The organism is Streptomyces sp. NPDC054770 (genome assembly GCF_053611985.1).
The window spans coordinates 54,313-72,098 of sequence record NZ_JBSHBL010000044.1; the positions used below are offsets into that span (position 1 = coordinate 54,313).

Genomic DNA, 17,786 nt, shown 5'->3' on the forward strand with positions numbered 1-17,786 from the left:
TGCGGTCGGGGGTTCTCGGGGCTCGACCGCATGGACTCGGGAAGATCTGCCGGTACGTGCCGGAGTCAGCGAGCTGTGTGAGCTGCATGGACCCCACACCCTCCTCTGCTTCGCCGTTCGACACGGTCAGCGGCGCCCTGGGGGACTACATCCCGAAGGGCGGAGACACGGTGGCGACCGAAGGTGCTGCCGGTCCGGCGGAGGAGTCCGAGAGCGGGGAGCAGATCCTGGGCGTGGTGGGTCTCGACCGGGATCTGAGGGTCAGCGGATCCAATCTGAACGCCGCCCCGTTCGCGAGGGTGCATGCCGCCCCGGGGTCCGCCTTCGCGGAGCTGCTACCGCCCGAGGACGTGCCGATGGTGATGAAACGGCTGCAAAGGGTCCTTGAGACGGGAGAGGCGCACGTCGCCCGGGTGCAGCGCCTTCGGCGGGACGACGGGACCGAGCTGGTGGTCTCGATGAGCATCCTGCCGGCCGCGCCTCCGCAGGACGGTCTGACCGTCTCCCTGATCGCCATGGCCAAGCGGCTGCACCTGTACGCCTCCGCCGCCGCGATCGGGACGTCCCTGGACATCGGGGAGACCGCGCAGTCCCTGGCCCAGTCCCTGCTGGCCTGGGGGGACGTGGCCGCCGTCAACCTCGACTACGCCGTGTGGACGGGCGAGGCGGTCACCGATCAGGCGCAGGAGCGCATCCGGCTGCGGCGGGCGGCCCTGGTGCCGGACCGGGCCTGGCCCGAGGGGTACCTGACTCCCGGCGACAACCTTCCCCGTGAAGCGAGCCGTCTGCTGGCCGGTGCGGTCATGCGCGACGACGTTCCGCACGCCGTCGTCCTTCCCGACCGTGCGGCGATCGAGCGGGCGCTCGACGACCCGCAGCTGGTGCGCGCCCTGGTGCCCGGCAACCGGCCGGTGAGTGTCGCCTGCATCCCGCTGGTCGTGGACGGCCCCGAAGGCATGCCGGGGCCCATCGTGCTGGGCGTGACGGAGGTCTGGCGGCGGCCGGAGTGTCTCTTCCGCGACGCCGAGCTGCTCGACCTGCAGGAGCTCGTGTCCAAGACCGCCCGGCACGTGGACCTGGCCCGCCAGCATCAGCGTGAGCACGCCCAGGTCCTGGCGTTGCAGCGGCGGCTGCTGCCGCGGGCCGGCAGCGACACCATCGAGGTCGCCAGTGTCTACGAGCCCACCACCCCGGACAGTGCGGGCGTCGGCGGTGACTGGGTGAACAGCTTTCCGCTGCCGGGCGACCGTACCGCGCTGGTCGTCGGTGACGTCGTGGGGCACGGTCTCGGGGCGGCGGCGGCCATGGGCCAGCTGAGCATGGAGGCCCGTGCGCTGCTGTCGGCGGGGCTGGGGCCCGGGGAGGTGCTGGAGCGGCTGGACGAGACGGTCACGCTCCTGGACGACACGGACGCGGGGCTGGCGGCCGGATACAGCGCGCTGGGTTCGACGTGCTGCATCGCGGTCTACGATCCGGTCGACCACCGGGTGGCGATCTCCAACGCCGGTCATCTGCCCCCGGTCCTCGTCCATCCCGACGGTTCCGTCGAGACCGTCGCGGCGCAGCCGCACCCGGCCCTGGGCGCCGAGTTCGTCGTACGGGAGCCGTTCGACGTGCACGAGTTCGCCGTGCCGCCCGGCTCGCTCCTGGTCCTCTACACCGACGGCCTGGTGGAGGATCCGGCGGCCTCGATCGACGACGGCATCGGCCGGCTGACGAACGTGGTGCGCGAGGTGCACCCCTGGGACGATCTGCAGCAGGCCGCGCGTCGCGTGGTCGCCAGGCTGGCCCCGCAGGAGCCGCTGCGCGACGACGTCACCCTGCTGCTCGCCCGGATGGCCGGCCGCCGCGGCCGGGACGCCGCCACCTGGCACCTGCCCGCCCGCGACGACACCGCCGCCCGCGCCCGCGCGCTGGCCGCTCCGCTCCTGCGCCGCTGGCACACCGGTGAGCAGGCCCGGGACGGCATGCTGCTGGTGATCAGCGAACTGGTCACCAACGCCGTCCGGTTCGGCACCGGGCCGGTCACGGTGCGGCTGGTGCGGGCCGGGAGACGTCTGACCTGCGAGGTCGGCGACACGGGCAACGGCAGGCCGCGGCAGCGCCGAGGGGATCCGCTCGACGACAGCGGGCGGGGCCTGCACGTCGTCCACAAGCTGACCACGCGCTGGGGGGTGCGGTGGACCGACACCGGCAAGGCCGTCTGGGCGGAACTGGAAACCTAGCGCCCTCACCCGACTGAGCGGGGGCGGGCCGCGGTTACAGCCACTCCCCCTCGACGGCCGTCGCCGTCAGTCCGGGTGCGGCCGCGTACAGCACCGTACGGCTGCCCGACTTCTGGCCCGCGTCGTGCGCACGGCGCAGGATGTCGAGTACGGCGGCACCGCCGCGGTTGCCCGTGGTGTAGCTGTCCCGGCTGTAGGCCAGCAGCCCTTCCGGCCAGGAGTCGGGCATCGTCTGTTCCATGTACTCCAGCACCCGCGTCCCGCCCGGGTGGGCGAGCAGCAGATCGGGATGCCAGGAGTCGCCGTCGTCCTGGTGACGCGCCCGCAGCCACCTCCACATCTCGGTCACGGTCTCCTGTACGGCGCGCGGGCCCCGGCGGTCCATCACGAAGTGCGTGCCGTCGTCCCGGGTCTCCAGCCGGTGCAGGTCCGTGGTGCCGGGCAGGGTGTGGTGCCAGACCGCGTCCAGTCGCAGGACCGACTCGGTGCGGGGGCGGCCCGTGACCACCACGGCGACGGCGGTGTCCGCGAACAGCAGCCGGACGATGAGTGATTCCAGGGTGTCGTCGGCGGGCTGGTAGGTGGTGCTCAGTGCCTCGGATATCACGACCAGGACCACCCGGTCGGGGTCGGCGGCGACCAGGTCGGCCGCCAGCGCCAGCGATCGGGTGCCGGCGATGCAGGCCCACTGGGTGGCCGGCAGGAGGAGGACGTCGCTGCGCAGTCCGAGGCGGTTGAGCAGGGAGAGGTCCAGCCCCGGCAGGGCCGGGGTGGTGGAGTGACTGGTGATCAGGCAGTCGACGTCGGCGGTGTCCAGTCCGGCGGCCCGAAGGGCCTCGCCGGCCGCGCGCTCGCCGTACGTCTGCACGGCGGCCCAGGCCGGTGCGGTGCGCTCCTGGACGGTCTGCGGCGCCGGTATCGCCTCCAGCGCGGCGAGCGCGCGGTTCACCTCGTCGTCGGTGAACCCGTGGCCGGCCAGTGCCGTACGGGCCGGGCCGGCGCCCGGAGTTCGCAGGCCCGTGCCGGTGCCGGGCGCGGCGGCCGCCTCCAGCGGAAGCATCCACCCGCGGGACTCGATTCCGGTGCTCGCCGCGATGCCGTCGATCCGGGGCAGCCACGGCGCCCGCGGATGCCGGCCGCGCACCTCCGCCAGGATCTCCTCGGTCTTCACGACATGTTCGCCTTGTACCACGACTGGAGGACACAGATAGGCGCCCATAACACGCATCTTTCGCCGAAAGCCCGTAAATGATGTGAAGTGTCCGAAACCTGCCTGTTTTTGCAGAGCGGGGTCAAGACGCTGTCATTGCAATGTACTTCGCATTCGACAACTCTTGGGGTGCCTCATGTACCAATAAACCCATGCCGGTTCCGTTCTGCGGCTGGGCGACAGGGATGCGCGACCGTCCGGCCCTGATCGTTGCCGTGCAAACTCCTTACACCTTCGGGAAGTTGGGGAAGGTGCGGATCGAGCCACCGCCCGGGACCGGCGCCGCCCATGAAGTGCGTCACAGCAGCGCCCCGCACGGGCGGGCCAACCGGCGGGCAGCCTGGGGCTCATGAGGTGTGCGACGGCGCACTTTTCGAATCAATCGCGCCACCCCGCGCTCCGCCCATGCTTCATCGCCCCCGGCAGAGATCCCGACGTCAGCCTCACGCGCCGCGGACCTCCCCCGCCCGCTCCGGCCGCACCTCTGGCGGACAACGCCCATGCCCGAGACCATGACTCCCTGCCCACCCGACCGCGACGCACGACTCGGCGTCCTGGACAGACCGGCGCATACGGCTTCCCACGACCTCCCGGCCGCACGGTGTGCGGTCGCCCGAACCGCTCTCCCCGCTCGCGGCCCCGCCACGGCCGGGCGCGGCCCCCACCGAGGAGTTGCCGAAATGTCCTATGATGTGCCTGATTTACCCTCTAATCGGCCGTCGTACGGCCCCACATACGGTCCCGTATACGGCCCCACGTACGACCGCCCGAACGACCGTCCGGACCACCCGTCTCCGACCTGGTCGACCGGTCAGGAGCCGTACGACGACCGTCCGGCGGGCCCTCGGGCCGGCGCCCACCGCACCCTGCGCCTGCTGCGGCGGGCGTACCGCTGGCACCGGCGGGTGGCGACCATCACCGCGCTCGGCTATTTCGCCGCCTTCCTCACCCTGACCGTCAAGGCGCCTTCCCTGATGGCCCGCCCCGGCCCGGGCGGCCTGCCCACCGGGCTGCTCCTGGCCCTCGCCCAGATTCCCGTCACCTGGATCGCGGTCCTCCTCTACGAGGCCGCCGCGCGCCGTTTCGTGGATCCCCTGGCACGCCGCGCCCGCCGTCAGAATCACGCGACCGGCGCCGACCGGGAGCAAGCGCCGTGACCGGGTTGGGCGGCTCCGCCCAGTCCTGGTCCCTCGTCGCGTTCTGCTCGGTCGTCGCCCTCACGCTGCTGCTGTGCGTGCTCACCGGCCCGGAGGCGGACGACCTCGCCGAGTTCTACACCGGGTACCGGTCCCTGTCGCCGTTGCGCAACGGGCTGGCCGTCGCCGGTGACTACATCTCCGCCGCCACCGTCCTGACCATCGGGGGGATCATCGCCCTGTGCGGCTACGACGGCATCGTCCTGGCCCTCAGCGCCCTGCTGTCGCTGCTGTTGCTGATGTTCCTGCTGGCCGAACCCCTCCACAACACCGGCCGCTACACGATGGGCGACGCGCTGGCCCGTCGCCACCCGGCCCGGTCGGTACGTGTCACGGCCTGCCTGGTCACCCTCGCCGCGCTGGTCCCGATGATGGTCGTCCAGCTCGCCGGGGTCGGTGAACTCCTGGCGTACGTCCTCGGGTTCTCGAACACCGGCATGCGGGACGGGTGCGTGGCCGGAGCCGGGGTCCTCATGATCAGTTATGCGGCGCTGGGCGGGATGCCCGGCACCGCGCTCGTCCAGATCATCAAGACCGTGGCGCTGCTCGGCTCCGGGCTGGTCGTGAGCGTACTGATCCTGCGTGCCTTCGACTGGCAGCCCCAGGCGCTGTTCCACGCGGCGGCCCGGCGGAGCGGGGCGGGCAACGCCTATCTCACCTGGGGGCTCCAGTACTCCAGCAGCCCGCATCCCGCTCTGGACATGGCCAGCACCCAGTGCGCCATCGTGCTGGGCGGTGCCTGCCTGCCGCACGTCACCATGCGGATGTACACGGCGGGCACGCCGCGCCAGGTCCGCCGTGCGATGTCCTGGGCGGTCTCCTCGGTGACCCTGTTCATCCTGATGCTCACGCTGATCTGCACCGGCGCGACCGCGCTGGTCGGGCACGACCGCATCGCCGCCGCCGACGCGCACGGCTCGACCGCCTACCTCCTGGGCGCCCGCGCCGCGTTCGGTACCGACCTGTCCCGGCCGGAGAGCCTGCTCTTCGCCACCGTCACCACCGCCGTCTTCCTCACCCTGCTCGCCTCCGTCGCGAGCATGACCCTGGCCTGCGCCAACACCCTGGCCCACGACCTGACGGCGTCCCGCGCCACTCCCCCGGCGCCGGCCCGGGAACTCGCTCTCGCCCGGTGCAGCGCCCTGGTCATCGGCGTCCCCACCGTCCTGCTGGCGGTGCTCGCCCAGCACCGCAGCCTTCAGCCCCTGGCGACGGTCTCCTTCACCCTCGGCGCCTCCGCGATCGCCCCCGCGCTCCTCTACACCCTGTTCTGGCGCCGGTACACACGTACGGCGCTCCTGGCCACCCTCGTCGTGGGCTCGCTGAGCGTGCTCGCCCTGACCCCCGGCACCACGCTGGTCTCCGGGACACCGCTGTCCGCCTTCCCGGACGCCGACTTCGCGTGGTTCCCCTACAACACGCCCGCGCTCGTCTCCGTGCCCGCGGGCTTCCTGACCGGCTGGCTCACCACCGTGCTGGCCGGCCGGCGGGCCACCGACCGCGAACGCAGTCGCTACGCGTCCCACGAACGCCACCTGCTCACCGGGGCGCCCCCGCGGCACTCGTCCCCGTAGGGCTTCGTCAGGCGCGGGCACGCGCCGGACAGGCCGTCCCCGCCCCGGGGCGGGGACGGGAGCGAGGTGGCAGGCCGGGCCTACTTGGCCGGGGGCCGGTCCTGGAGGCCGGTGGTCATGGAGGCCGCAGCGGCATTGAGACCCGCCACGGCGGCCTTGGGCAGCGCCCCGGCGACCTTGGTGGCGAGGTCCCGGGACGGGCCGGGGGCCGATCCGTCCGCGTGGGCAGGGGCGGCGAGCGCCAGGCCGGTCAGAGCGAGCGCGGTGGCAGTGATGATCCTCTTCATGCCCTGAGAAACGACCGTCCCCCGGCCGGGGACACGACCGGCAGCGGCTCACCTCGGAAAACGGCCCCGGTCCTCCGAGTGGCGGCTCCGGCCCGGTGGGACCACGCTGGATGCCGGAGAGCCGGGCCGGGCCGTCGTCGGCACCGGGCCCGGGCGCCGGGCGCACGGTGTTTGCCTCGCTGCCACAGGGTCACCCGCTTCGACGGAGCCGGAAGGCTCCGGACACGAAGGATGCGAGGACGCGCGGACGGGCGGACGCGCAGAAACCTGTGCGGCGCCGTCCCGGGGCGAGGCCGCGGGTGCACTTGTCCGGCATCTCGGACACCGGCGGACCCGGCAAAGGCCCGCGAGGACCCGCGAGGACCCGCGAAAACCGGCATCCCCCTGCTCCGTGCGGAGAAAGGCAGAGCCATGACGCAGAAACCACCCCTCACCACGACCGACTCCGGTGCCCCCGTCGAGAGCGACGAGCACTCGCTGACCGTGGGGCCCGGGGGTCCGGTCCTGCTGCAGGACGCCTATCTGATCGAGCAGATGGCGCAGTTCAACCGGGAGCGGATACCCGAGCGCCAGCCGCACGCCAAAGGAAGCGGCGCGTTCGGTCGCTTCGAGGTGACCGACGACGTCAGCGCGTACACCATGGCGGGCGTCTTCCAGCCCGGCACCCGTACCGACCTGGTGGTCCGCTTCTCGACGGTCGCCGGTGAGCGCGGCAGTCCCGACACCTGGCGCGACCCCCGCGGCTTCGCGGTGAAGTTCTACACCAGCCAGGGCAACTACGACATGGTCGGCAACAACACGCCGGTGTTCTTCGTGAAGGACCCGATGAAGTTCCAGCACTTCATCCGGTCCCAGAAGCGCCGCGCCGACAACAACCTGCGCGACCACGACATGCAGTGGGACTTCTGGACGCTCTCCCCGGAGTCCGCCCACCAGGTGACCTGGCTGATGGGCGACCGCGGCATCCCCCGGACCTGGCGCAACATGAACGGCTACACCTCCCACACGTACATGTGGATCAACGCCAAGGGCGAGCGGTTCTGGGTGAAGTACCACTTCAAGACCGACCAGGGCATCGAGTTCCTCACCCAGCACGAGGCCGACCGGCTGGCCGGCGTCGACACGGACTACCACGTGCGCGACCTCTTCGAGCACATCCGTGACGGCCAGTTCCCCAGCTGGACCCTGTACGTGCAGCTCATGCCGTACGCGGAGGCTGCCGGCTACCGTTTCAACCCGTTCGACCTCACCAAGGTGTGGCCGCACCGTGACTATCCGCTCGTCCCGGTCGGCCGGATGACCCTCGACCGCAATCCGACCGACAACCACGCCGAGATCGAGCAGGCGGCGTTCCAGCCCAACAACTTCGTCCCCGGGATCGGGCCCAGCCCGGACCGCATGCTGCTGGCGCGGCTGTTCTCCTACGCGGACGCCCACCGGCACCGGATCGGCGCCAACTACCAGCAGCTCCCGGTGAACGCGCCCGTCGTCGACGTCCACAGCTACTCGAAGGACGGGGCGATGGCCTACCGGAAGACCTCCGATCCGGTGTACGCCCCGAACTCCAAGGGCGGTCCGGCCGCCGACCCCGCCCGCTTCGGGCCGCCGCCCACCTGGGAGGCGGACGGCGAGATCGTCCGCGCCGCCTATGTCTCCCACCCCGAGGACGACGACTGGGGCCAGCCCGGCACGCTGGTACGGGAGGTGCTGGACGACGCCGCCCGCGACCGTCTGGTCGACAACGTCGTCGGCCATCTCCTCGACGGCGTCACCGAGCCCGTCCTCCAGCGCGCCTTCACCTACTGGTCGAACATCGACGAGACGATCGGCAAGCGCATCGCCGACGGCGTACGCGCCAAGGCCGACGGGTAGGACCGCGAGGCCGTCGGCGGCCGCACGGCACAGGTCTTCCGCCTGAGTTGAACGACGTGTCACTCCTCGGGCACCGGTCCTCCGTTCGCTCCCCAGGCCACGAGTGAGCGTGCGTCGCTCGTGGCCGCGCGTCGGAAGGTCTGGCCGTACCGCTTCAGTCCCATGCGGTGTACGAGCCTGTCCTCGCACTCGTTGCGCAGCGCGGCCATCTCCGGTGTGCCGCGTTGCGGGTGTCCGACCGTCTCCCAGAAGCGGGCCGCCGCGCCGAAGGCGTAAGCGGCGGCGGGCTCCTCTCCGGTGTCGGCGAGGGCGATGGCGAGGAGGTCCATGACCATGGCGATCCCGAAGGCGTCCCCGATCGGCCGCTTGGCGTCGAGGGCGGCCCGCGCATGGCGTACGGCGTCGGGTGCCCGCCCGGTGAGGAAGGCGATGAGGGCCAGCTGGTGTTCCGCGTAGGAGCGGGTCCAGTGCTCGTCCAGCGCGGCGCAGAGGTCGCGGAGTTCGAGTGCCTCCTGCCGGGCCTGGTCCAGGCGGCCGGATCCGGTGAGCCCGAAGACGTGGACCAGGCGGCACAGGACCGCCGGTGCGGTCAGGTGCTCCGGGTGGGAGAGGGCGGTGCCCGGTTCCATGGCCTCGACACCGTTCACCGCGGCGAGGGGGCGTCCTTCCAGCAGGTGCAGCAGCCCGTCCAGGTAGGCGGCTCGCCCCAGTCCCTCGGCGTCCAGGACGGCGGTGGCGGTGCGCCGGCAGGCGGCGGCCGTCTCGTGCGCGGCGGCCTGCTCGCCCTGGAGGGTCAGGGTCAGTCCCAGGCTCCACAGTCCCTGCACCCACGTCTCGTTCCGCACCCGGACGGCCGGCACGGTCGCCTTCTCCAGATACCGGCGGGCCTCGTACAGGTACCCGGAGCAGACCCAGAAGAAGGTGACGTTGCCGATCAGCTCCAGCGCGGCGGCCGGGTCGGCCGCCAGGAGATGATCGGCCGCCAGCCGGATGTCCGCGTGCAGGAACCCGATCCGCCGGTACCAGCCGCGCTGCGCCGGACCGAACCACTCACGATGGGCCTGCCGGGTCTGGGCGAGCACGTACTGGGCGTGGCGGTCGGCCAGTTCCCGCTCGCCGCCGAGCTCGGACAGCCACATCAGGCCGTACTCGCGTACGGCGTCCAGCATCCGGTACGTTCCGTCCCTCCGGATGACGACGGACTTGTCGCACAGCGCGACGAGAGTCCAGCCGACGTCGCTCGGCGAGAGCGGGCCGCCGCCGGCCAGCTGTCCCGCGAGGCCGTCGTCGAAGGAGGCCGGCAGGTAGGAGAGCCGCGCCCACAGCAGCCGCTCCAGGGGGGGTGCACAGTTCGTGGCTCCAGCCGATGGTGGTGCGCAGCGCCGAGTGCCGTGGCGGCCATCTGCGCGCCGGTGTCCGGGGCAGGTCCACCGCCGCGTACGGGCCCGCGCAGAGGTCCGGCAGGGACAGGCTGCGTAACTGCCCGGCCGCGAGTTCCAACGCCAGCGGCAGTCGTTCCAGCTGATCGCAGAGGCTCGCGGCCAGTTGCCGGTCGCTGTCGTCCCTGAGCGGGCTGCCCGCCGCGGCGGCCCGGTCGGCGAACAGGGCGACCGCTTCCTCCGTGGAGGCGAACGGCTCGATCCCGACGACCGTTTCGCCGCGGACGCGCAACGGTTCCCTGCTGGTGGCCAGGATGGTCAGGTTCGGGCAGGCCGTCAGCAGATCGCCGGCCAGGTCGCGGCACTCGGCCGGCAGGTGCTCGCACGAGTCGAGTACCAGCAGCGTCCGGCGGTCGCCGATCCACGCGCAGATCGCGTCCGCCGGCAGCCGCGCGGTGTGGTCGGACAGCCCCAGCGCGTCCGCGACGGTGGACGCCAGGAGGTGTGCGTTGCGCAGCGGGGAGAGGTCGGCCCAGGCGACCTCTGCGCTGCCCTCGGCCGCCTCGCCCAGGGACACGACCCGTTGCGCAAGCCGGGTCTTGCCGACCCCGCCCGCGCCGCTGAGGGTGACCAGTCTGCTCCTGCTCATCACCGAGGCGATCAGGTCGAGTTCAGCCGCCCGGCCGACGAACGAGGTCTCCGCGTCCCACATCATCCGCACCATGCCCCCATCCTCGTGGCGGGCCGATGCGCGATGAGCGGATCAAAGCATTGCCGCGTGGCCCGTGGCCCCGGCCCCTACCCTGGAACGAGCGCTGCCGTGCGTGCGCGAGGATCACCCACCCGAGTGAACCGGCCTCGGCGGGTGCGTCACTCGCCGCCGGGAGTGCGGGCACCCTCCATGCGGGAGAGCCAGCCGGCGAGGAGTGTCTCGAGCGCCTCGGCCTCGGTGGGCGTCAGCAGGTCCACCAGGTGGCGTTCGTTGCGCATGTGGTCGGTGAAGGCCCGGTCGATGAGGTCGCGCCCGGGTGCGGTGAGGGCGACGATGCGGCCGCGCTGGTCGTCGTCGGAGCGGCGGCGGGTGACGAGCCCGGCCCGTTCCAGGCGGTCGATCCGCTTCGTCATCGCGCCGGTGGTGACCATGGTGTGCGCGGCGAGCTCCCCGGGCGCCCGCTCGTACGGCTCCCCGGCGCGGCGCAAGGCGCACAGGACGTCGAACTCCCCCTCGCTGAGGCCGTAGCGGCCGTAGACGAGGCAGAGTTCCTCGGTGAGCCGGCCGGCCAGGCGGTGCAGTCTGCCGATCACTCCCTGGGGCGTGATGTCGACGTCGGGCCGCTCGCGGCGCCAGTCGGCCTGGATGCGGGCCACGCGGTCGGTCGGTTCACCGTGCTTCATGCGCCCATGATAGCTTCCCGGGAAGCTATATTAACTTCCATGGAAGCTAATTCGCGCTGGGTGGCGCTCACCGCGGTGGCACCGGTGGCCTGGGGTGCCAACTACTACGTGACACACGAGTTCCTGCCGGCCGACCACCCGCTCTACGGAGCCGCCCTGCGGGCGCTGCCCGCCGGCCTCGTCCTGCTCGCCCTGCGCAGACAGCTGCCGCGCGGCGCCTGGTGGTGGCGGTCCGCAGTGCTGGGGCTGATCAACATGAGCGTGTTCTTCGTCCTCGTCTACGCGGCCTCCCAGCTGCTTCCGACGAGCGTCGCCTCGACCGTCATGGCCATGTCCCCGCTGACGATGATGCTCGTCGCCTGGCCCCTGGTGTCCGAGCGGCCCCGCTCCGCGCAACTGGCCTGCGCCGTGGTCGGACTCGGCGGGGTGTGTCTCATGCTGCTCACGGGGGTGAAGGGCACGAGCGTGCCGGGAGTCCTCGCCTCGGCCGCCGCCATGCTGGTGTCGGCGTTCGGGCACGTCCTCACCAAACGGTGGAGCGCCGGTACCGACGTGCTCGCCTCGACCGCCTGGCAGCTCACGGCCGGAGGTCTCTTCCTGCTCCCGGTCGCCGCGGTGGTCGAGGGTGCGCCACCGGCGCTCTCCGCACCGGCGGTCCTCGCGTTCGGCTACGTCTCGCTGGTCGCCACCGCGCTGGCCTTCGTCGCCTGGTTCACCGGTCTGCGGCACCTGTCCGCGGGAACGGTCGGGCTGATAGGACTGCTCAACCCCGTCACGGGCGTGCTGCTGGGCACGGTGGTCGCCGGCGAGGTGCTGACCGTTCAGCAGCTGTGCGGACTGGTCCTGGTCCTGACCGGAGTCGTCCTCGGCCGGTCCAGGCGGGCGGGCGCGCCCTCCGCGGAGGAGAACCGGCGCCCGCCCCGCCGTGGGTCACAGAGCCGCAGTCGTCTCCTGTCCTGACGCGCTGCCCGTGAGCCACTGGTCCCAGCCCAGGTTGAAGTCGGCGTAGCCGTTGTCGGCCGGGGCCTTGCCCCGCGGCGAGCCGGTGATCGTGATGGGGTCGCCCTGCTTGACCTGGCCGTAGAACCACTTGGCGTCCGACAGGGACAGGTGCACGCAGCCGTGCGAACCGCGGGCGCTGCCGCTGCCCGGGTTGGGGTCACCGGTCGAGTAGTGCACGTACGTGCCGGACTGGGTCAGGTGGACGTCCCAGGGCAGCGTCAGATCGTAGAAGTTGGGGCTGCCCTTGTCGCAGCTGATGCCGACGCTGCAGGAGGTCATGTGGACCTTCTCCTGCTTGTCGATGACGGCCATCGTGCCGTCCCACGTCGGATACTGGGCGCTGCCCGCGTTGATCGACAGGGTGCGCACCGCCTGGCCGTTGCGGGTCACCTTCATGGTGTGGTTGGTCACCGACACGTCCGCCCGCACGTCGTCGCCGATCGTGAAGGTGTGCGTGTAGCCGTGCACACCGTAGCGTCCGTTGCCGTTACTGACGCCCGTCATGTCGGCGTCGATCTTCACCTTGGTGCCGGAGGGCCAGTACGTCTTCGGCCGCCAGTCGGCCCGCCGGTCACCCATCCAGTGCCAGGCGCCGACCACCGGCTGCGAGGTGCTGACCTTCATGTGCTTCTCGACCGTGGCCCGTGCCTTCGCCGCCACCGGGTTGGTGAAGATGACCGAGATCGGCATGGCCACGCCGACCGTGGTGCCCGTCTGCGGGGTGATGGTGTCCAGCAGCATCGGCGGACCCGCGGGCTTCGTGGGACTGGGCGAGGCGCTCGCGCTCGGCTTCCCCGACGCCTTCGCATCGTCCCCGCTCGCCTTGTCGCTGCCGCCCCCGCCGCAGGCGGTCACCCCCACCAGCATTGCGACCGTACCGACTGCGATGCCTATGCCGCCCTTGCGCCGTCCCACGCCCTGCCCCACTCATTCATCGTGCTCCGCGGCCTCGACAGGCCCCACTGTCCGTCAGACACCTTGAGCGGGGTTGGTAGTTCCGCCCGGCACGTAAAGCTTGGATCAAGACGCGGGTACGTGGCACCGTACGGGAACCGCCGAGGAACCCGAGGCGGGCCGACCGACAGCGGTCGAACAGCCCGTCGGTCTGCCTGCGCGGTGTGAACCGGTCAGCCGGCCGCGGCCGGGGTCGTGTCGGCCGACAGCACGAGCTGCCGCCCGAGGCGGCCGCGGATGATGGTCTCGGCGTCCGCCACTATGGTGCGGACCACCGTCTCGCAGCTCTCCACGCTGTCGATGAGGCCCTGGACCTGACCGGCCCACCACAGCCCGCCCTCGACATCGCCTTCACGCAGCACCCGTTGCCTGCCGCGTTTCCCGGAGGCGAGTGCGGCGACGTCGGAGAAGGCGGCCCCTGGGCGCGCGCCCAGGCGGGCGATGTCCTGCGAGACCGAGTTCCGCGCCACCCGGGCGGTGTTGCCGAACTCCCTGAACACGATCTGGGTCCCGCGCTCGTCGTTCGCGACGATCCGCGCCTTCACGTTCGGGTGGACGGGCGCCTCCTCGGTCGCCTCGAACCGGGTACCCATGTTGATCGCGCACGCCCCCAGCGCGAGGGCCGCGACGAGGCCGGCGCCGGTGCCGAAGCCGCCCGACGCGATGATCGGGATGCGCAGCCTGCGGGCGGCGGCCGGGATCAGGACGAGGCCGGGGACGTCGTCCTGGCCTGGATGCCCGGCGCACTCGAATCCGTCGATGCTGACGGCGTCGACGCCGAGCGCCTCGGCCTTGAGCGCGTGCCGGACGGCGACGGCCTTGTGCACGACCTTCACCCCGGCCTGCTGGAACGCCGGCAGGTGCGGTGCAGGGTTACTGCCGGCCGTCTCCACGACCTTCACGCCCGAGTCGATGATGACCGACCGGTAGTCGTCGTACGGCACCGGCTCGATGGTGGGCAGAATGGTGAGGTTGACGCCGAACGGCTTGTCGGTCAGTTCACGGCACCGCGCGATCTCCCGGGCGAGCGCCTCCGGGGTGGGCTGGGTCAGCGCGCTGAGGAACCCCAGGGCGCCGGCGTTCGCGACGGCCGAGATGAGCTCCGCGGTGCCGACCGCGAGCATTCCGCCGCACACGATGGGGTGTTCGACCCCGAACATCTCCGTGAACTCGTTCTGGAAAGTCATGTCACTCCTGTTGCCGGAGCCGTGTCGCTCCTGTCGCGAGAGCTGTGCCGCTCCCATTGGCAGAGCCGGCGGAGCGGGCGGCGCCGCGGGAGCGGACCGCCCGCGGTCGTGGTCAGAGACGTCGCGAGATGATCAGCCGCATGATGTCCGAGGTGCCCTCCTCGATCTCCTCGAGTTTGGCGTCGCGCATCCACTGCTCGACCGGGAATTCGCGCGAATAGCCCCATCCGCCGAGTGTCTGGACGGCCCCCCAGGTCACGGCCATCGCGGTCTCCGACGCCTGGAGCTTGGCCATGGCGGCAAGCTTGGTGGCGTCGGCTCCGGCGTCCATCCGGCGTGCCGCGTGCAGGGTGAGCAGCCAGGCGGACTCGATGCGGGTCGCCATGTCGGCCAGCCGGAACGCGACGGCCTGGTGCTCGATGATCGGCTTGCCGAACTGGTTGCGTTCCCTGGCGTACTGGAGCGCGTACTCGTAGGCCGCGCGCGCCGCTCCGGTCGCCGCGGCGGCCAGCACGATGCGCGAGATGTCGAACGTCCTCATCAGGCCGCGGAAGCCCTGCCCCTCGTCGCCGAGACGGTCGGACTCGGGGACGAAGACCTCGTCGAAGAAGATCTCGCGGCAGACGATGGCACGCTGGCCCATCTTGCGCATGGGCTCGCCGAACGTCATCCCCTCGGCACCCCTGCGCAGCAGGAAGGCGGTGACACCCGAAGACCCCCGGGCGGGGTCGGTCTTGGCGAAGACCACGTACTGGTCGGCCAGGCCGGCGTTGGAGATCCACGCCTTCTGCCCGCTGATCGAGTAGCCGCCGTCTACCCGGACGGCGGTGGTGGCGATGGACGCGGCGTCGGAACCCGCGCCCGGTTCGGTCGTCGCCAACGCGGTGTAGAGCGGGTTCGCACCGGCGAGCGGACGCAGCCACTCCGACTTCTGGCGGTCGGTGCCCAGTTCGAGCAGTGGATCGGCGAAGAAGCCGTTGGAGCAGACGAAGTTGCCGATGCCCGGGTCGCCCCAGCACATCTGCTCCTGGACCAGGCACTGGGTCACGACATCGGTGAATCCGCCCCCGCCGTACTCCTCGGGCAGCATGAAGTCGGTGATGCCGACCTTGGCCGCGGCCCGGAAGATGTCCAGGGGGGACTCGATGTCACGCTCGTCGACCTCGCGTCCACGGGGCCGGATCTCGTTCGCGGCGAACTCCCGGCACAGCTCGACGATCGCTCGCTGCTCATCGGTCAGCGGCCAGGGTTCAGTGGACATGCTCACGCGTCTTCTCCTGCTTCTCGGTGGTTTCCCGGTGGCCGGTCTCCCCGGAGACTTCCGGTGCGGCTTCTGATGCGGCTGCTGGTGCGGTTTCTGCCACGACTTCTGGTGCGGAGCGGGTGACGACGAGTGCGTCCACGGCCAGGGCGCCCTCGGGTCCGACCCGGATCGGGTTCACCTCGATGTCCGCCACACCGATGGTGGCCGCGATCGCCTCGGACACGGCGACGATCGCGTCGATCAGTGCCTCGACGTCGATCGCCGGCTGCCCCCGCCACCCGTCCAGGAGCCGGCGCGAGCGCAGCCGGTCGAGCATCCCGGCCGCGGTGTGCCGGTCGACCGGTGCCAACTCGACGCACACGTCCCGCCAGAGTTCGGCGTGGACCCCGCCATGGCCGACGGTCACGGTCGGACCGAAGTCACGGTCCCGGCGGGCGCCGATCAGCATCTCGACGACACCCGGCCGGGTGTCCTGCTCCTCCACGACGTACTCGCCCGGGCCGAGCCGCTCGTACATCTCGCGGAACGCCGCCGCGGCGGTGTCCGGCCCCAGTCCGGTTCTGACGGCCCGGTGTTCGCTCTTGTGCTCGATCCAGCCGGCCTTGAGGACCAGGGGCGGTCGCAGGCCCGCGCAGGCCTCCGCGAACCCGGCCACCTCGGTGACCCGCCTCGCCTCGGGCATCGCGATGCCGAGTGCCGTCAGGAACGCGCGGGCCGCCCAGTACCCGGGCTCCGGCACAGCCGCTCCGGTCGGCTCGACCGCAGGGGCGTGCCGGGGCTGCCCGCCCAGACGGGTCGCGCGGTCCAGCGCGCCCAGGGCCGCGTCGATGGTGTCGAAGACCGGGACGCGGTGCTCCCGTAGCCGGGCGACCGCGGGCGAAGCGGTGCTCATGCTGTGCACGATCAGGGGTACGCGCGCCGCGTCCGTCCGGTGGAGGCGGCCGAGGCGGTCCATCACGGCGGACTCGGCGCCCACGAGACTCGGCGCGTCCTCGCCGTAGCGACCGAGATATCCCGACAGGACGATCGAGTCGGCCTCTCCGGAGGCGGCCACCAGTTCGGCGACCTTCGCGTAGACCTGGAGATCCGCTTCCCCCGCGCCCGCGAGGTCCACCGGATTGGACACCGCCGCCGCGGCGGGGAGCAGAGCGCGCAGGGCGTCCTGCAGCCGGTCGGTGAAGACCTGCGCGCGGAGTCCCCGGGCGGCGGCGAGGTCGGCGGCGATCCCGCCCTGACCGCCGCTGTCGCTGATGATCGCGACTCGGCGCCCGTTCGGCGGAGCGGTCACGTCGAGCAGGCGGGCCACGTCGACGAGTTCGCGCGGCGTCGCCACCCGGAGGGCTCCGGCGGCGCGGCACGCCGCGTCGACGACGTCGAGCCGCGAGGTCATCGACCCGGTGTGGGACCGCGCGAGCCGGCGGCTGCCCTCGCTGGCACCGGTGGCGAGCACCAGCACGTGCTTGCCGGCCCGGCGGAGGGAGCGGAGGGCACTGACGATCCGGGTGCCCCCGGCAAAGCTCTCCAGGTAGAGCGCCACCGTGGTGGTGTGCTCGTCGGCCACGAGGGATTCGAGTACCTCGGCGGCTCCCACGTCGAGCTGGTTGCCGACCGAGTAGAACCGCGAGACGCCGAGACCGGCCCGGGCGCCGAGACCGGCGATCTCGGAGCCGAGCTGACCGCTCTGCGAGACGATCGCCAGGCTCCCGGGCGCGAAGTTCCCCCAGGCGAGCCGGAGGTCCGTGGCGGCGTTGAACAACCCGAGGCTGTTCGGCCCGATCATCCGTGCGCCGGCCCGGCGCAGCATCGCGGCGAGTTCGGCCTCGTCGGTGCCGAGTCCCGCGGTGATCCCGAGGAACGCTCGGCATCCCTTGGCGAGGGCGTCCCGGACGACGGGGCCGACGTGTTCCGGCGGCACGCACAGGACGACGAGGTCCGGGGGCTCCGGCAGGTTGCCCACCGTGGCGTGGCAGGGCCGGCCGAGGACCTGTGCGGCGCGGCGGTTGACCAGCCACACCTGTCGTCGGCGGGCTCCCGCGAGGGCGCCGGTGGCGAGCCAGTAACCCCATTTGGCGCGGTTCTCGGTGGCACCGACGACAGCGATGGACGAGGGGTCGACGAAGGCCTGGGGAAAGGACACAGGTGGTCTCCCGGATGCGGGGGGCACGGGTGCGGAGGTCCTGGACCCGTCCATTCCGGCCGGGTCCCGTTCGGTGTCGAGGGGTGGCTCGCGCGGCAGGCCGA

14 protein-coding genes are annotated in these 17,786 nt (G+C 71.8%); 5 read left to right on the forward strand and 9 right to left on the reverse strand.

Translation table 11 applies throughout. From position 1 onward, the window contains the following. Positions 1-86 precede the first annotated feature (86 nt). The gene (locus tag ACWGKQ_RS31990; RefSeq protein WP_453295488.1) at positions 87-2,225 is read left to right on the forward strand and encodes a SpoIIE family protein phosphatase; all 2,139 of its coding nucleotides are present in this window, start codon (positions 87-89) and stop codon (positions 2,223-2,225) included. A 34-nt stretch (positions 2,226-2,259) separates the two neighbouring features. On the opposite strand, the gene ACWGKQ_RS31995 is transcribed toward ACWGKQ_RS31990, so the two are convergent. Next, positions 2,260-3,444: a type III polyketide synthase gene (locus tag ACWGKQ_RS31995; RefSeq protein ID WP_453295489.1), complete on the reverse strand. Its 1,185-nt coding sequence runs from the start codon at positions 3,442-3,444 to the stop codon at positions 2,260-2,262. Positions 3,445-4,115: 671 nt separating this feature from the next. Here ACWGKQ_RS31995 and ACWGKQ_RS32000 point away from each other — a divergent pair. Both ACWGKQ_RS32000 and ACWGKQ_RS32005 read left to right on the forward strand, forming a co-directional pair. Then, a complete protein-coding gene (locus ACWGKQ_RS32000; protein WP_453295490.1) occupies positions 4,116-4,592 on the forward strand; it encodes a DUF485 domain-containing protein in 477 nt (158 codons plus the stop codon). After that, complete coding sequence (locus tag ACWGKQ_RS32005) at positions 4,589-6,205, forward strand: sodium/solute symporter (RefSeq protein WP_453295491.1); 1,617 nt, start codon at positions 4,589-4,591, stop codon at positions 6,203-6,205. Before ACWGKQ_RS32000 ends, ACWGKQ_RS32005 begins: the two co-directional genes overlap by 4 nt. Positions 6,206-6,285: 80 nt before the next feature. Here ACWGKQ_RS32005 and ACWGKQ_RS32010 read toward each other — a convergent pair whose 3' ends face one another. Beyond that, entirely contained in the window at positions 6,286-6,492 is a 207-nt protein-coding gene (locus ACWGKQ_RS32010) for a hypothetical protein (RefSeq protein ID WP_453295492.1), read from the reverse strand. A 411-nt stretch (positions 6,493-6,903) separates the two neighbouring features. Between ACWGKQ_RS32010 and ACWGKQ_RS32015 the strand changes: the two genes are divergently transcribed. Beyond that, positions 6,904-8,364, forward strand: coding sequence for a catalase (locus tag ACWGKQ_RS32015; protein WP_453295493.1), 1,461 nt, complete (start codon positions 6,904-6,906; stop codon positions 8,362-8,364). 59 nt (positions 8,365-8,423) lie between these two features. Here ACWGKQ_RS32015 and ACWGKQ_RS32020 read toward each other — a convergent pair whose 3' ends face one another. The 3 genes from ACWGKQ_RS32020 to ACWGKQ_RS32030 form a co-directional block, all read right to left on the reverse strand. Continuing rightward, a complete protein-coding gene (locus ACWGKQ_RS32020; protein WP_453295494.1) occupies positions 8,424-9,533 on the reverse strand; it encodes a hypothetical protein in 1,110 nt (369 codons plus the stop codon). Next, complete coding sequence (locus tag ACWGKQ_RS32025) at positions 9,415-10,467, reverse strand: ATP-binding protein (RefSeq protein WP_453295495.1); 1,053 nt, start codon at positions 10,465-10,467, stop codon at positions 9,415-9,417. Before ACWGKQ_RS32025 ends, ACWGKQ_RS32020 begins: the two co-directional genes overlap by 119 nt. A gap of 146 nt (positions 10,468-10,613) precedes the next feature. Beyond that, on the reverse strand, positions 10,614-11,138 hold the full coding sequence (locus ACWGKQ_RS32030) for a MarR family winged helix-turn-helix transcriptional regulator (protein ID WP_453295496.1): 525 nt from the start codon (positions 11,136-11,138) through the stop codon (positions 10,614-10,616). 39 nt (positions 11,139-11,177) lie between these two features. Between ACWGKQ_RS32030 and ACWGKQ_RS32035 the strand changes: the two genes are divergently transcribed. Then, complete coding sequence (locus ACWGKQ_RS32035; RefSeq protein WP_453295497.1) at positions 11,178-12,098, forward strand: EamA family transporter; 921 nt, start codon at positions 11,178-11,180, stop codon at positions 12,096-12,098. On the opposite strand, the gene ACWGKQ_RS32040 is transcribed toward ACWGKQ_RS32035, so the two are convergent. From ACWGKQ_RS32040 to ACWGKQ_RS32055, 4 genes are all read right to left on the reverse strand, one after another. Next, positions 12,069-13,007 (reverse strand): L,D-transpeptidase, encoded by a 939-nt coding sequence (locus tag ACWGKQ_RS32040; protein WP_453295519.1) that lies wholly within the window; start codon positions 13,005-13,007, stop codon positions 12,069-12,071. The genes ACWGKQ_RS32035 and ACWGKQ_RS32040 overlap by 30 nt on opposite strands. A gap of 260 nt (positions 13,008-13,267) precedes the next feature. Beyond that, positions 13,268-14,281 carry an NAD(P)H-dependent flavin oxidoreductase gene (locus ACWGKQ_RS32045; protein WP_453295498.1) on the reverse strand — a complete coding sequence of 338 codons (1,014 nt, stop codon included), beginning with the start codon at positions 14,279-14,281 and terminating at the stop codon, positions 13,268-13,270. 112 nt (positions 14,282-14,393) lie between these two features. Beyond that, entirely contained in the window at positions 14,394-15,542 is a 1,149-nt protein-coding gene (locus ACWGKQ_RS32050) for an acyl-CoA dehydrogenase family protein (RefSeq protein ID WP_453295520.1), read from the reverse strand. Beyond that, a complete protein-coding gene (locus tag ACWGKQ_RS32055; RefSeq protein WP_453295499.1) occupies positions 15,532-17,682 on the reverse strand; it encodes an acetate--CoA ligase family protein in 2,151 nt (716 codons plus the stop codon). The genes ACWGKQ_RS32050 and ACWGKQ_RS32055 overlap by 11 nt, the downstream gene beginning before the upstream one ends. Positions 17,683-17,786 lie beyond the last annotated feature (104 nt).